The sequence below is a fragment of the Acidovorax cavernicola genome, from assembly GCF_003581445.1.
The window spans coordinates 22287-36321 of sequence record NZ_QXMN01000029.1; the positions used below are offsets into that span (position 1 = coordinate 22287).

Annotated in this window: 12 protein-coding genes; all 12 read right to left on the minus strand. The window is 69.0% G+C overall.

What is annotated here, in order from left to right; translation table 11 throughout:
* Nucleotides 1–5: 5 nt before the first annotated feature.
* Entirely contained in the window at nucleotides 6–977 is a 972-nt protein-coding gene (locus tag D3H34_RS21030; protein ID WP_119556234.1) for a VOC family protein, read from the minus strand.
* 17 nt (nucleotides 978–994) lie between these two features.
* Nucleotides 995–2470 carry an aldehyde dehydrogenase gene (locus tag D3H34_RS21035; RefSeq protein WP_119556191.1) on the minus strand — a complete coding sequence of 492 codons (1476 nt, stop codon included), beginning with the start codon at nucleotides 2468–2470 and terminating at the stop codon, nucleotides 995–997.
* A gap of 8 nt (nucleotides 2471–2478) precedes the next feature.
* Nucleotides 2479–3276 (minus strand): aspartate dehydrogenase, encoded by a 798-nt coding sequence (locus D3H34_RS21040; RefSeq protein ID WP_119556192.1) that lies wholly within the window; start codon nucleotides 3274–3276, stop codon nucleotides 2479–2481.
* Between the two features lie 20 nt (nucleotides 3277–3296).
* Nucleotides 3297–4994 carry a thiamine pyrophosphate-binding protein gene (locus D3H34_RS21045; protein WP_119556193.1) on the minus strand — a complete coding sequence of 566 codons (1698 nt, stop codon included), beginning with the start codon at nucleotides 4992–4994 and terminating at the stop codon, nucleotides 3297–3299.
* Nucleotides 4987–5826 carry an SDR family oxidoreductase gene (locus tag D3H34_RS21050; RefSeq protein ID WP_119556194.1) on the minus strand — a complete coding sequence of 280 codons (840 nt, stop codon included), beginning with the start codon at nucleotides 5824–5826 and terminating at the stop codon, nucleotides 4987–4989. The genes D3H34_RS21045 and D3H34_RS21050 overlap by 8 nt, the downstream gene beginning before the upstream one ends.
* 27 nt (nucleotides 5827–5853) lie before the next feature.
* A complete protein-coding gene (locus tag D3H34_RS21055; protein ID WP_119556195.1) occupies nucleotides 5854–6690 on the minus strand; it encodes an IclR family transcriptional regulator in 837 nt (278 codons plus the stop codon).
* 35 nt (nucleotides 6691–6725) lie between these two features.
* Nucleotides 6726–7595, minus strand: a complete 870-nt coding sequence (locus D3H34_RS21060) for an alpha/beta fold hydrolase (RefSeq protein WP_119556196.1) — start codon at nucleotides 7593–7595, stop codon at nucleotides 6726–6728.
* Nucleotides 7596–7612: 17 nt separating this feature from the next.
* Nucleotides 7613–8161, minus strand: coding sequence for a cupin domain-containing protein (locus D3H34_RS21065; protein ID WP_119556197.1), 549 nt, complete (start codon nucleotides 8159–8161; stop codon nucleotides 7613–7615).
* 39 nt (nucleotides 8162–8200) lie between these two features.
* Nucleotides 8201–9016: an SDR family oxidoreductase gene (locus D3H34_RS21070; protein WP_119556198.1), complete on the minus strand. Its 816-nt coding sequence runs from the start codon at nucleotides 9014–9016 to the stop codon at nucleotides 8201–8203.
* 29 nt (nucleotides 9017–9045) lie between these two features.
* Nucleotides 9046–10032, minus strand: a complete 987-nt coding sequence (locus tag D3H34_RS21075; RefSeq protein ID WP_119556199.1) for a Bug family tripartite tricarboxylate transporter substrate binding protein — start codon at nucleotides 10030–10032, stop codon at nucleotides 9046–9048.
* A gap of 210 nt (nucleotides 10033–10242) precedes the next feature.
* Entirely contained in the window at nucleotides 10243–11259 is a 1017-nt protein-coding gene (locus D3H34_RS21080; protein WP_119556200.1) for a 2-dehydropantoate 2-reductase, read from the minus strand.
* A 45-nt stretch (nucleotides 11260–11304) separates the two neighbouring features.
* The gene (gene alaS, locus D3H34_RS21085; protein ID WP_119556201.1) at nucleotides 11305–13938 is read right to left on the minus strand and encodes an alanine--tRNA ligase; all 2634 of its coding nucleotides are present in this window, start codon (nucleotides 13936–13938) and stop codon (nucleotides 11305–11307) included.
* Nucleotides 13939–14035: the final 97 nt, after the last annotated feature.

A 14035-nucleotide genomic window follows, 5' to 3' on the forward strand; every position in this document is an offset into this window, starting at 1 on the left:
CGGATTCACTTCTTTTCCGTCAGGAAAGCGCCTTTTGGGCCTTCCGCGTTCTTCTGGCGGCGCGTGTTGCCATCGAGGCCGCCATCGACGGCCCATTCGGCGAACACCGTGGGACCGGGCTCGAACTCGCGCGGCTGCCAGTCGGCGGTGAGCTGGTCTTCATCGGCGTAGTACTCGATGAGGCCACCGGCCGGGTTCTTGAAGTACCAGAAGTAGGCGGACGACACCGGGTGACGGCCCGGGCCCAACTGGGTTTCCCAGCCGCAGCGCGAGAAATGCAGACCACCGCCGAACACCTCGTGGATGTCGCGCACGGTGAAGGCCACGTGGTTGAGCCCGCGCTTGCCCGAGGGAATCTGCAGCAGGAACAGGTCGTGGTGGCCGCCCTCGGGTGCGCAGCGCATGAAGGCGCCGCGGTTCGGATAGCCGTCGGACGAGACGAAGCCGAAGCGTTGCGCGTAGAACGCGCTCGTGCCCTTCACGTCGCTCACGAAGAACACGACGTGGCCCACCTCGATCGGCGTGGCGCGCTCGTAGATCGGCGCGGGCTGGTTCACGCGCGGCTTGGCGTTCCAGGTGTTCATCGCGCCGCAGTCGACCTCGACCGCGCGCTTGCGGCTGACCTGCAGGCGCACGGCCAGTCCGTTGGGATCGGTGCAGCCGATGCGGCGCGCGCCGTCGACCGTGCTGTCGATGAAGGCCGGGTCCTGTGCGATGGCGGCGGCGTAGCGGTCCAGGTCGGCGTCGCTTTCCACACCCCACACCACTTCGCGCAGTGTCGGGCCCTCTTCCATCGCGGGCGGCAGGCCCGGCTTGTCCGACGCCGCAACGACGACCTTGCAGCCGTTGAGGCACTCGAAGACGAGTTCGTCGGCGGCTTCCGACTTCAGTGCGAGGCCCCAGTCCTGGAAGAACTGGCGGCAGGCGGGCAGGTCGTCCGCGCCGTAGGTGATCTGGTCGATGCCAAGTACGCTCATGATCTTTTCGCTCTCGTTCAGTTCGCCCAAGGCAGGGGCTGTTCGTTCGTGCCCCAGTACATGCTCTTCTGCTCCATGTACTGGAAGATGCCTTCGCGGCCCTTCTCGCGGCCCAGGCCGCTGTCGCGCCAGCCGCCGAACGGCGTCGAGACCGAGAACTGCTTGTAGGTGTTGACCCAGACCGTGCCGGCCTGCACCGCGCGGCCCAGCTTCCAGGCGCGCTTGAAGTCGCGGCTCCACACGCCGGCCGCCAGCGCGTAGATGCTGTCGTTGGCCTGCGCGATCAGCTCTTCCTCGTTGTCGAAAGGCATCGCGACCAGCACCGGGCCAAAGATTTCCTCCTGGCTGATGCGGGCGTTGTTGGTCAGGCCTTCGAGGATGGTCGGCTGGTAGAAGTAGCCCTTGTCGTAGTCGGCACCGTGCGGGCGCACGCCGCCGGTGCGGATGCGGCCGCCTTCCGACACGCCCAGGTCCACATAGCGCTCGATGCCTTCGCGGTGCTTGGCCGTGATGAGCGGGCCCATCTGCGTGCGCTCCGAGGCCGGGTCGCCCACGCGCAGTGCGTTGGCGCCTTCGGCCAGCCGCGTGAGGAACTCGTCGTAGATGCCGCGCGCCACGAACAGGCGCGAGCCCGCGATGCACGACTCGCCCGACGAGCTGAAGATGCCGTAGAGCACGCCGTTCACTGCGTGGTCGAGGTCGGCATCGTCGAGCACCATGGTCGGCGACTTGCCGCCGAGTTCGAGCGACACCGGCATCATCTTGTCGGCCGCGATGTGGGCGATGTGCTTGCCCGTGGTGGTGCCGCCCGTGAACGACACACGCTTGACCAGCGGATGCTTGGTGATCGCGTCGCCGATGACCGAGCCCTTGCCCGGCAGCACGCTGACGATGCCCTTGGGCACGCCGGCCTGCTCGCAGATGCGCGCCAGTTCCAGCGCCATCAACGGCGTGACTTCGGCGGGCTTCACGACCACCGCATTGCCGGCGGCCAGCGCGGGCGCCAGCTTCTGGGCTTCGCTGGCGATGGGCGAGTTCCACGGCGTGATGGCCGCGACCACGCCCATGGGCTCGTGCACGCTCATCGTGACGAAGGCACCGCGCGAGGGCGTGATGGTTTCTTCGAGCGTTTCGAGCGCGGCAGCAAAGAACTGGAAGGTGCCCGCGGCGCTGGCCACGAGGTTGCGCGTTTCGCTGATCGGCTTGCCGTTGTCCAGGCGCTGCTTCTGCGCGAGCGATTCGGCTTCTTCACGGATCAGCTGCGCCACGCGGTGCAGCACGGCGGCGCGCTCGTGCGGCAGGCGCTGGGCCCAGCCGCTGGTGCGGAAGGCGTGATCGGCGCGGGTAATGGCCTCTTCGACGTCGGCCAGGCTCGCGGCCTTCAGGCGGGCGATGGGCTCGCCGGTGGCCGGGTACAGGCTTTCGTAGACGTCGCCGCCGCCCAGGCGCCATTCGCCGGCGATGCAGATCGGAAGGAGTTCGGTGGAGATCATGGGGTGACTCAGATGGCGAGGGGCGCGACGCGGTTGCGCAGCGCACGCACGGCGCTGTACACGGTCAGGGCCGAGGTCTTGGGGTTGGCCGCGAGCGGCTTGTTGCGCATGGTGAGCGCGAAGCTGCCGAAGGCGCCTTCGGCTTCGACGGTGTGCACGTTCTCGGTGGTGGCCGGGTCGGCAATGAGGCGCACCAGCGTCCGGTCCAGGCCCAGGCCCGCGAGCGACACGGTGGCCGCCACGTTGGCGTTCTTCGGATAGAGCAAGGCCGCTTCGCGCGCGCTGCCTTCGAAGATCACGGTTTCCTGCGCCAGCGTGTCGAGGTTGCGGCCCTGCTCGGCCGGTGTGCCCTTCCAGGCCTGCGGCGGCTTGCGACCGGTGTAGCGCACGCTGTCCAGGCCGCCGATGCGGGCCGCGGCCAGCGCGTCGATGCCGCCGATGGCGCCGGGAATCAGCTGCACCTGCGTCTTGCCGGCGACGGCGGCGGCTTCGAGCTTCTCGGCGAAACCCGTGGCCGACAGCGCGCCGACCGAAGCGACCACGCAGGGCGTGCCGCGTGCCAGCGCAGGCAGCACGTGTTCTTCGATGGCGGCGTGGCCGGCGGTCTCGACCACGAGGTCGATGCCAGTCGCGGGCACCGCACTGCCGACCTGCGCGTCGGGCGCGACCTTCTGCGCGGCGGCGACGCCTTCGGCCGGCACGACGATGGCCACCACCTTCAGGGCGGGATCGCCGTGCAGCAGTTCGAGCACCGAGGTGCCGATGGCTCCGCAGCCGACGAGTGCGATGCGCGTGATGGCGGTCATGCGTGGGGCTCCGCTCTGGCTCACTTGGCCGCGCCGAGGGCGGGAATCTGCGTGATGGTGTTCGTCGGCGGGCCGGCGAAGGTGGTCTTGAAACCGCCGATCGAGAGCATGTCGATCTCCAGCAGGAACGGGCCGTCGGCCTTCAGGGCTTCGTCCAGACGCGCCGGCAGGTCGGCCAGGTCCTTCACGCGGGCGTGCGGCAGCGCGATCGACTTGCACAGCAGGTCGTAGTCGGGCGTGTGCAGCTCGGCGTAGCACTGGCGACCGCCGTACTGCGCGTCCTGGATGTTCTTGATGACGCCGTAGCTCTGGTCGTTCATGAGCACGATGACCATGGGCGCCTTCTCCTGCACCATGCAGGCCAGCTCGCCCAGGTTCAGGATGAAGCCGCCGTCGCCGGCCAGGCAGAAGGTCTTGCGGCCCGAGCCCGTCACCGCCGCGCCGATGGCCGCGCCGATGGCCATGGGCATGCCCTGGCCGATGCCGCCGCCCGTGGCGTGCACGCCGGCGCTGGGCTCGAACACGCGCAGCTCGCGGTTGCCCCAGGTGCTGTTGGACACGGTGACGTCGCGCACCCAGTTGAACTTGCGGCCGGCCACCGACTGCAGCTGGCGCACGAGTTCAGCGTACGGGCCGAGGCCGTCGCGCAGCGAGGCCACGGCCTGGTCGTGCGCGGCGCGCAGATCGACCAGCAGCTGCGGGTCGGCCTGGTACTTCGCGGCTTCGAGGCGGTCGGCCAGGCCTTCGAGGGCCAGCGCGGAATCGCCGCAGACGAAGGCTTCCGAGGCGTAGCAACGGCCTTCGGCAGCCGCGTCGGCGTCGATGCGGTACAGCGGGCGCGGCAGCTTCAGTTCGTACTTGAGCGTCTCGTTGCCGCGCAGGCGCGAACCGACCACGAGCATCGCGTCGCAGGTCTGATAGAAGGCCTCGACAGGCTTCTGGATGTTGTAGGCACCGAGCGAGCCGGCGTCGTCTTCAGGCACCGTGCCACGGCCCTGCGTGGTCGTGACCACGCCGAAGCCCAGCTTCTGCAGGCGCTGGATGGCGGCGCGGGCATGGCGGGCACCGCCACCGACCCACAGCAGCGGGCGTTTTGCGGCTGCCAAGCGCGAAGCCAGTGCATCGAGGCCGGCGGCCGAGGGCACGGCGCGCTCGATGGGCAGCGGCGACAGGTCGGCCGGCATGGTGGTCAGGGCCGACTGGATGTCGATCGGAATCTCCACGCTGACCGGGCCGGTCGGCGCCGTCATCGCGAGTTGCACCGCGCGCTTGAGCGTGCCCAGCACCGTCTCGACGCTGCGCACGCGCAGTGCGGCCTTCGACACGGCCTTGAGCATGGTGAGCTGGTCGGGCGCCTCGTGGATGTACGACATGCCCTTGTCCAGGTACGGCGTCTCGATCTGGCCGGTGATGTGCAGCAGCGGCGCGCCGGCGGTCAGGGCCTCGACCATGCTGCCCGCGATGTTGCCCGCGGCCGGGCCGGTGCTGGTGATGCACACGCCCAGGCTGGCGGTGGAGCGCGCATAGGCGTCGGCCATGTTGCCCGCGCCGGCCTCGCCGCGCGCCGAGATGAAGCGCACCGTACCGCGCTGCGCGAAGGCATCCAGGATCGGCATGTTGTGGATCGAGATCACGCCGAAGGCTGCCTTGACGCCGCACTGCTCGAGGAAGGCGGCGACGACGGCGCCGACCGTGACGGTGTTGTTGGGGTTATGCATGGCGTGAATGGCCTCCGGAAATATCGATATGGCTGCCGGTCGTGTACGACGCGAGCGGTGAAGCAAGGAAAAGGATCGCGCGCGCGGCTTCGGTCGGAAGCCCCAGGCGACCCAGCGGGATGTGTTTGGTGGTGGCGAGCTGGCGGCTCCAGGCGGCCCAGTCTTGCGACTTGTCTTCGCGCGCCTCGAAGCGGCGGCGCCACTGGCCCGATTCGACCAGGCCGATCAGGATGCCGTTGACGCGCACGCCCTGCGGCGCGAACTCGGTGGCCATGGAACGCACGAGGTTCAGCAGGCCGGCGCGCGCAGCCGAGGTGGCGACCATGTGCGGCTCGGGCTGGCGTGCCAGCAGCGAGTTGGCGCAGACGATGGAAGCATCGCCCAGCGCCGCGCGTTGCGCCGCGAGTTGCGGCAGGAAGGCGCGCGTCGGGTGGATGACCGAGAAGAACTTCAGGTTCAGCTCTTCCATCCAGGCCGCATCGTCGGTGTCGGCGAAGGTGGACACACGCCCCTGCCCTGCGTTGTTGACCAGCATCGAGGCCGGGCCGAGCGCGGCCTCGCTGGCGGCGGCGAAGGCGCGCACCGAGGCGGCATCGAGCACGTCGCAGGTCTGTGCGAACAGCTTGGCGTTCGGGTACTGGGCACGCAGCCCGGCCACGGCGGTATCGAGCCGTTCGGCATTGCGGCCGCACAGCGCCACGGCGGCGCCGCAGCCGAGCAGCAGCTCGACGGTGGCCAGGCCGATGCCCGACGAACCGCCCGTGACCACGGCCACGCGGCCGGCCAGTGCGTCGGCGGCGAAGAAGGAGGATAAAGGGGCGGAGGTCGTCATGGTCTGTCGATCGGAAAGCGTTCGCCGTCAGGCGCTGCGCAGCGGAACCACCTTGTTGGCGCGCGCTGGCGAATAATTGAGCAGGCCCGATATCTCGTCGGCGGTGCCGCGCACGCGCTGCACCATCTCGTCCATGCGGTTCTCGTCGATGTGGCCCGAGGTGATGGTGGCGCCCAGTGCCGCCACGATGTGGCCGCTGTGGTCGCGCACCGGCGCGGCGATGGTGGAGATGTTCGATTCGAAGAAGCCCTCGCCCAGCACATAGCCGCGCTGGCGGTCGGCCTGCACCATGTCGAACAGTTCGTTCACGGTCTTGGGCGTGCTCGGCGAGAAGGTCTCGAGCTTGTCTTCGGGGTACAGCGCGCGCAGCTGCGGCAGCGTGAGGTCTTCGAGCAGGATGCGGCCCAGCACCGTGGCATGGGCCGGCAGGCGCGTGCCCACCGTGACCGAGCTGGCGAAGGGCGTGGCCGGTGCGACCTTGGCGACGTAGACGATGGAACGGCCGTCGCGCACCACGAGGTTGCACGGCGTGCGCAGCTCGTCGCACAGGCGGTTGAGCAGTGGCGTGCCCAGCTGCGTGAGCTCCAGCGAGGCCAGGTATTCGAAACCCAGGCGCAGCACGGCCAGGCCCAGGCGGTAGTCGCGCCCGCCTTCGGTGCGCTCGAGGAAGCCCATGTTCTCCAGCGTGGTCAGCAGGCGGAAGACGGTCGAGCGCGGCAGGTCGAAACGGCGCGCCAGCTCGGGCGCGGAGAGCGTGCGGCTCTCGCGGCTGAACTCGCACAGCAGGCGCAGGCCGCGCTCGAGCGCGGGCACGTTGTAGCGGTCGGCGCCCTCTTCCATCACTTCGTTGTCGTTGGTGGCCATCTCGAAAGTCCTCGGGGTTGTCTCGGTTGTCGTGTTCAGCTGGCGAGCGCTTCGCGCAGCAGTGCGGCGACGGCCTGCGGTTGTTCCACATAGCCGGCGTGACCCGCATCGTCCACCAATTCGAGGGGCACGCCGCAGCGGCGCGCCACGGTTTCGCAAGCGGCCGGCGGCGTGACGACGTCGAGCGCGCCGCAGGCCACGCGCACGGGCATCGGCGGCGGCAGGTCGGCCAGCAGGTCGGCGTTGCACAGCAGCTCGACGGCCTGGCGGTAGCCGTGGTCGTTCAGGCGGGCCATGTTCCAGCGCACCCACTGGCGGGCGTGCTCGGAAGCGCCGTCGGACACGAGCCGGCCCGCGCGCCTGGCGGCCATGCCGGCAATGCCGAGTTCGTCGAGCGTGGCGAGGCGTTCGGCGCGCACCTTGGCGCGGTCATCGATGCGCCCGGCAGCGCCGTAGCCGACGGCGGGGCTCACGAGCACGAGGCGGCGGATGCGCGCGCTGGCGCTCGAATCCTTGCGCGCGGCCGACGCGGCGACTATGGCGCCCAGCGAATGGCCGACCAGCACGCAGGAGCGGATCGCGAGGGCGTCGAGCATCGCGTCCAGGCGCTCGGCGTAATCGGCGGCGGTGGGTGCGGCCGACGCCAGCGGCGTCGAGCGGCCGTAGCCCGGTGCGTCCCAGGCGATAAGGCAGGCCTGCGGCGCCAGCAGTGCCGCGGTGTCGAGCCACGAAGCAGCGCCTGAGCCGATGCCATGCAGGCACACGACCACCGGGCCCTGCCCGCATTCGCGCACCGACACCACCGCGCCGCCGCCGACCGCGACGTCGCGGGCCGGAAAGCGTGCGTCGAGCCGCGCCAGCTCGGAAGCCGGCAGGGTCTGCGCCTGGAGGTCGGTGATGCTCATAGCCTGCTCGCTCTCGCTCAGCGCTTGATCTTGGCGAGGGGGTGGTCGGCCGGGTACGTCGGCGTGACCGGCTTCTTGGCACCGAGCATCACGCACATCAGCGCGTCTTCGTCGCCGATGTTGATCTCTTCGCGGTACACGCCGGGCGGCACCGAGATCAGGTCGCGGTCGGTCATGATGGTTTCGAAGCGCTCGCCATCCTTCTCGATGACGACCTTGAGCTTGCCGCGGATCAGGAAAAACACTTCCTCCACGTCGGTGTGCAGGTGCGGCGGGCCTTCATGGCCGGCCGGGATCACCATGGTCGAGAAGGTGAAGTGCTCCGAGGGCACGGTGTTGACGTCAGCGGCGACGCCGGTGCCGCCGGTGCCCACGTAGCGCATCTGCGCGCGGCGGAACTTGGGGTCGAAGTCGGCCTGGAACTTCAGCGCGTCCCAGTCGTACTTGCGGGTTTCATAGCGCGCGATGCGGGTGTTCATCCACTCGGCCAGGCTGCTGCCTTCGGGCTGCGCCAGGGTGCTGGCGGCGGCGGTGTTGATCTTCTGTTGTTCGGACAGATCGCTCATGGGTTACTCCTTGGTTCCTTGATCGAAAGAAAAAGTCGTTCAGTGCATCGCGAAGCCGCCATTGACGGCAAGCAGCTGACCGGTGACGAAGCGCGACAGGCCGGACAGCAGGAACACGGTGGCGCCGCAGACGTCGGCCGCCTGCTGCTCGCGCGGGATGGCGCGGCCTTCGAGGTATTTCTGGTGGCGCGCCATCGGCACGTACTCGGTGGCCTCGACCAGCGTGAGGCCGGGCGCCACGGCGTTGACGGTGATGTTGTCGCCCCCCCACTCGCGCGCCAGCGAGCGCGTCATGGAGATGACGGCACCCTTGCTCGACGCATAGGCCAGAAGGTTGGGTGCGCCCCACAGCGCCGTGTCCGACGCGAGGTTGACGACGGCGCCACGGCCGCTCGCGGCCAGCGCGGGGCGGCAGGCGCGGCCCATGAGCCAGCTGCCACGCACGTTGACGTTCATCACGCGGTCCCACATGTCGATCTCGAGCTGGTGCGCGTCGCGGCCGCCCGAGTTGGTGATGGCGGCGTTGTTGACGAGGCCGTCGAGCCCGCCGAGCAGGCGCACCGCTTCTGCGGCGCCCGCTTCGATCGAGGCCGGGTCCGACAGGTCGATCACCAGTGCGTGCGCCGTGCGGCCCGCATCGCGCAGCGCCTTGGCTTCGGTCTCGGCCAGCTCGCCGAGGATGTCGGCCAGCACCACGCTCGCACCCGCCGCGGCGATGCACTGCGCGAACGCCAGGCCCAGGCCGCGCGCACCACCGGTCACGAGCACGCGGCGGCCGGCCAGCAGGTTGGCGGGCATCTCGGCCAGCAGGGCCTGCAGGCTGGAGGGATCGGCGATGGCTTTGAGGTCGGTCATGGCGGGTGTCGCGTCGGGTTGGGTGAGGTTCAGTCGGCCTGGATACCGAGTTCCTTGATGACCTTGCCGAAGCGCGCGAAGTCCGCGGCGTTGGTCTTGGCGAGCACGTCGGCATCGCCGCCCACGGGCGTGGTGCCCAGCACGGCCATGCGCGCGACGATGTCGGGCATCTTCAGGATTTCGTTGAAGTGGCCGTTGAGCGTCTTGACGATCTCGGGCGGCAGGTTGCGCGGGCCCCACAGGCCGTTCCACGCGGTCAGCTCCACGTCCTTGTAGCCCAGCTCGGCGAAAGTCGGCACCTTGGGCGCGAGCGGCGAACGCTCGCGCGAGGCCACGGCCAGCGGGACCATCTTGCCGTTGGGCATGTAGGGCGCCACCGGGCCGAGCGTGATGAAGGTGATCGGCACGTGGCCGCCCAGCACGTCGTTGACGGCGGGCGCCACGCCCTTGTACGGCACGTGCGCCAGGCTGGTGCCCGAGGCGCGGGCGAACATCTCGCCCAGGATGTGCATCGGCGAGCCGCTGCCCGGGCTGGCGTAGCTCAGCGACTTGCCGCCCTTGGCCGCGGCCACCGCGTCCTTCAGGCCCGTGTAGCCCTTGCCACCGCTGGCCACGAGGAACAGCGGCAGGTTGCCGGTCTGCACGATCGGCGTGAAGCCGTTGAGCACGTCGTAGCCCGAGCCGCTGCCGGTCTTGAGCACCAGCTGCGCGATCGAGAAGGTGCTGGGCGCGAGCAGCAGCGTGTAGCCGTCGGGCGCGGCCTTGGACACGAAGGCGCTGCCGATGATGCCGCTGGCGCCGGGGCGGTTGTCGACCACCACGGGCTGGCCGACGCGCGCCGAGAGCTTCTCGGCATACAGGCGTGCCAGGGCGTCGGTGTCGCCGCCCGCCGGATAGGCCACGACCAGCGTGATCGGCTTGCTGGGGTACGTGTCTGCGGCCCAGGCAAGCCCGGAAGCGCAAGCGGCCGCCAGGGACATGGCGGCGGCGATGGCGAAGCGACGTGTGTGTGTCATCGTGGGTCCGTGGAATCGAAGGTTTGCTTCACTAAAGAAACAACGATTTATTAATGGAACACCGCGAGAATACCGACGAAGACAACTTCGTGACTAAGTAAAAACCCTAGGAGCATCCCATGTGGGAGGCGCGCGCCAGTGAAAAAGGGCGGCCATTTCGGGCCGCCCTTCGGGGGAATGCGGGTGCGCGGTAGCGCAGGTTCGACGGCGCTACAGGCCCAGGGCGTCCTGCAGCTGGCGCGCGGTCCAGCGCTTGGGGTCCTGCGGCCAGGCCTCGAGCAGCGCGACCATGCGCGCGTTGCGCGGGGCGCTCAGGCCGCGGTCTTGCGCCAGCCGCACCACCTCGCCGCTCAAGGCGTCGATCTCGGTGCGACGGCCCAGTGCCAGGTCGTCGGCCATGCTGGAGCGGGCCTTGGCATCGATGCGCAGCATGCGCGCCGCGACGATGCGAAACAGCCAGTCGGGCAGCCGCAGCAGACCCGGCAACCGCCGTGCCGGCACGGCCGCCACCTGCGCGGGCGCGATGCCGCTCACACGCAGCACGCCCAGCGTTTCATCGATCAGCGCTGCGAAGCAGCGGCGGTAACCACGCTGCATGAGCTCTTCGCGCAGCGGCAGGCCCGACAGCGCGTTGACCGGGTTGTTGAGGTTGAGCAGCAGCTTGCCCCACTGCACCGGCAGCAGGTCGGCATGCAGGTCGAGCGGCACGCCGGCGCGCTCGAACACGGGCAGCCAGTGGCGCAGCGTGGGGTCGTCTTCCGCGGCCAGGCGGCCGGGCGTGCCGCGATGGAAGGCGCCGTCGCTGATCTCCGCCACGTTGTACGGAACCATGCCGGCGCGGATGTTCAGCGAAGGCCCGGCCTGCCCTGCCGCGGCGCTGTTCGAGATGCCGTTCTGCAACGAGACGACCGTGGTGCCGGCCGGCAAGGCAAAGGCCAGTTCGCGCGCCGCCTCGGCAGTGGCGCCGCTCTTCACGCACAGCAGCACCAGTGCGGGTCGGGCACCCACCGGCACCTGCTCGCACAGCCGCAGTGTGGGCGCCGCCAGCTTGTGCCGGGCGCCGTCGAGGTCGGTGAGCGTGAGGCCGTGGCGCGCGAGTTTGTCGAGCACACGCGGACGGCCGACGAAGGTGACGGGCACGCCCGCTGCGGCCAGGCTGCCACCGATGAAGCAACCGATGGTGCCCGCCCCCATCACGAGCACTTCACCGGGGATCGCGTCGGACATGAAGTGCTGTGTGAGAAGTGAGCGGGAGGAGCCTCAGACGCTGGATCAGGTGCGTTGGGCGACCCAGCCCTGCACCGATTGCAGCGCGGCCGGCAGGCCCGCGGCATCGGTGCCGCCGGCCATGGCCATGTCGGGCTTGCCGCCGCCCTTGCCGCCGACCTGCTGCGCCACGAAGTTGACCAGTTCGCCGGCCTTGACCTTGCCGATGCTGTCGGCCGTGACGCCGGCCGCGATCTGCACCTTGTCGCCGTCGACGGCGGCCAGCACGATGGCGGCGGTTTTCAGCTTGTCCTTCAGCTTGTCCATGGTGTCGCGCAGCGTCTTGGCGTCGGCGCCGTCGAGCTTGGCCGCGAGCACCTTGATGCCGTTGACGTCCACGGCCTGCGCCACGAGTTCGTCGCCCTTGGACGACGCGAGCTTGCCCTTGAGCGCACCCACTTCGCGTTCGAGCGTCTTGACCTGCTCGAGCACCTGCGAGAGACGGCCCTGCAGCTCGGCGGCCGGCGACTTGAGCGTGGCGGCCACGCTCTGCACGGTCGATTCGAGGTCCTGCAGGTAAGCGAGCGCATTGGCGCCCGTGACCGCTTCGATGCGGCGCACGCCGGCGGCCACGCCGCCTTCGCTGACGATCTTGAACAGACCGATGTCGCCCGTGCGGCCCACGTGGGTGCCACCGCACAGTTCGCGGCTGGTGCCGATGTCCAGCACGCGCACGGTCTCGCCGTACTTCTCGCCGAACAGCATCATGGCGCCGGTCTTCTGGGCCGATTCGAGGTCCATCACGCGGGCCTGCGTGGGTGCGTTGTCGAGGATCTCGGCGTTGACGCGCTTCTCGATCTCGGTGATCTGCTCGCGCGTGACGGGTGCGTTGTGCGCGAAGTCGAAGCGGGTCTTGTCGGCGTCGACCAGCGAACCCTTCTGCTGCACGTGGTCGCCCAGCACTTCACGCAGGGCCTTGTGCATCAGGTGGGTGACCGAGTGGTTGCGCATGGTGGCGGCGCGGCGCGCGGTGTCGACCGCCGCCTTCACGGCGTCGCCGACCTTCAGCGTGCCCTGGGTCTGCGTGCCGTGGTGGCCGAACACGTCGGCCTTGATCTTCTGCGTGTCTTCGACGCCGAACTGCACGCCTTCGGCCACGAGCACGCCCTGGTCGCCGACCTGGCCGCCGCTCTCCGAATAGAACGGCGTGGTGTCGAGCACCACGATGCCGCTCTGGCCTTCCTTCAGTTCGTTGACGGCCACGCCGTCGAGGTACAGCGCGACGACCTTGGCGTTTTCTTCCAGGTGGTCGTAGCCGGTGAAGGTGTTGCCCGCACCGGCGTACTCGACGTTGCGGTCCATCTTGAACTTGCCGGCGGCGCGGCCCGCGGCCTTCTGCTTTTCCATGGCGGCGTGGAAGCCGGCTTCGTCGACGCTCAGGCCGCGCTCGCGGCACACGTCGGCCGACAGGTCGAGCGGGAAGCCGTAGGTGTCGTGCAGCTTGAAGGCGACATCGCCCGGCAGCACCTTGGCATCGCCGGCCAGCGCCGCGTCGAGGATTTCCATGCCGTTGGCCAGCGTCTCGAAGAAGCGCTCTTCCTCGGCCTTCAGCGTGTCGGTGATGCGCTTCTCGTCGGCCACCAGCTTCGGATACGCGTCGCCCATGAGCTTCACGAGGTCAGGCACCAGCTTGTGGAAGAAGGGCTTCTTCTGGCCCAGCTTGTAGCCGTGGCGGATGGCGCGGCGCACGATGCGGCGCTGCACGTAGCCGCGGCCTTCGTTCGACGGGATCACGCCGTCGGCCACCAGGAACGAGGTGGCGCGGATGTGGTCGGCGATCACGCGCAGCGAGTTGTTCGACAGGTCGCTCGTGCCGGTCTCGCGGGCGGCGGCCTTGATGAGCGCGTCAAAGATGTCGATTTCGTAGTTGCTGTGCACGTGCTGCAGGATCGCGGCCAGGCGCTCCAGGCCCATGCCGGTGTCGACGCAGGGTGCGGGCAGCTTCTTCACGGAGCCGTCGGGCTGCATGTCGAACTGCATGAACACGTTGTTCCAGATCTCGATGTAGCGGTCGCCGTCTTCGTCGGGCGAACCGGGCGGGCCGCCGGGAATCTCGGGGCCGTGGTCGTAGAAGATCTCGGAGCACGGGCCGCACGGGCCGGTGTCGGCCATCATCCAGAAGTTGTCGGACATGTAGCGGCCGCCCTTGTTGTCGCCGATGCGCACGACACGCTCGGGCGGCAGGCCGATTTCCTTGGTCCAGATGTCGTAGGCCTCGTCGTCCTCGATGTAGACGGTGGCCCAGAGCTTCTCGGCCGGCAGCTTGTAGACCTGGGTCAGCAGCTCGAAGGCCCACTTCAGCGAATCGCGCTTGAAGTAGTCGCCGAAGCTCCAGTTGCCCAGCATCTCGAAGAAAGTGTGGTGGCGGGCGGTGTAGCCCACGTTCTCCAGGTCGTTGTGCTTGCCGCCGGCGCGCAGGCAGGCCTGGACCGAGGCGGCGCGCACGTAGGGACGCTTGTCTTCGCCCAGGAACACGTCCTTGAACTGGACCATGCCGGAGTTCGTGAACATGAGCGTCGGGTCGTTGCCCGGCACCAGCGAACTCGAAGGCACCACGGTGTGGCCCTTGGAGGCGAAGAAATCGAGGAAGGTCTTGCGGATGTCCGCGACCGTGAATGTGGGCTGGCTGGGCTGGCTCATCTTTTGGATTTCGTCTGCGGTGGGGCGGCCTGGCGATGGCGACCCTGCGTCGAAACCACTGCGTTGAACCGGCCTAACTGCTTGATTTGCTTGAACA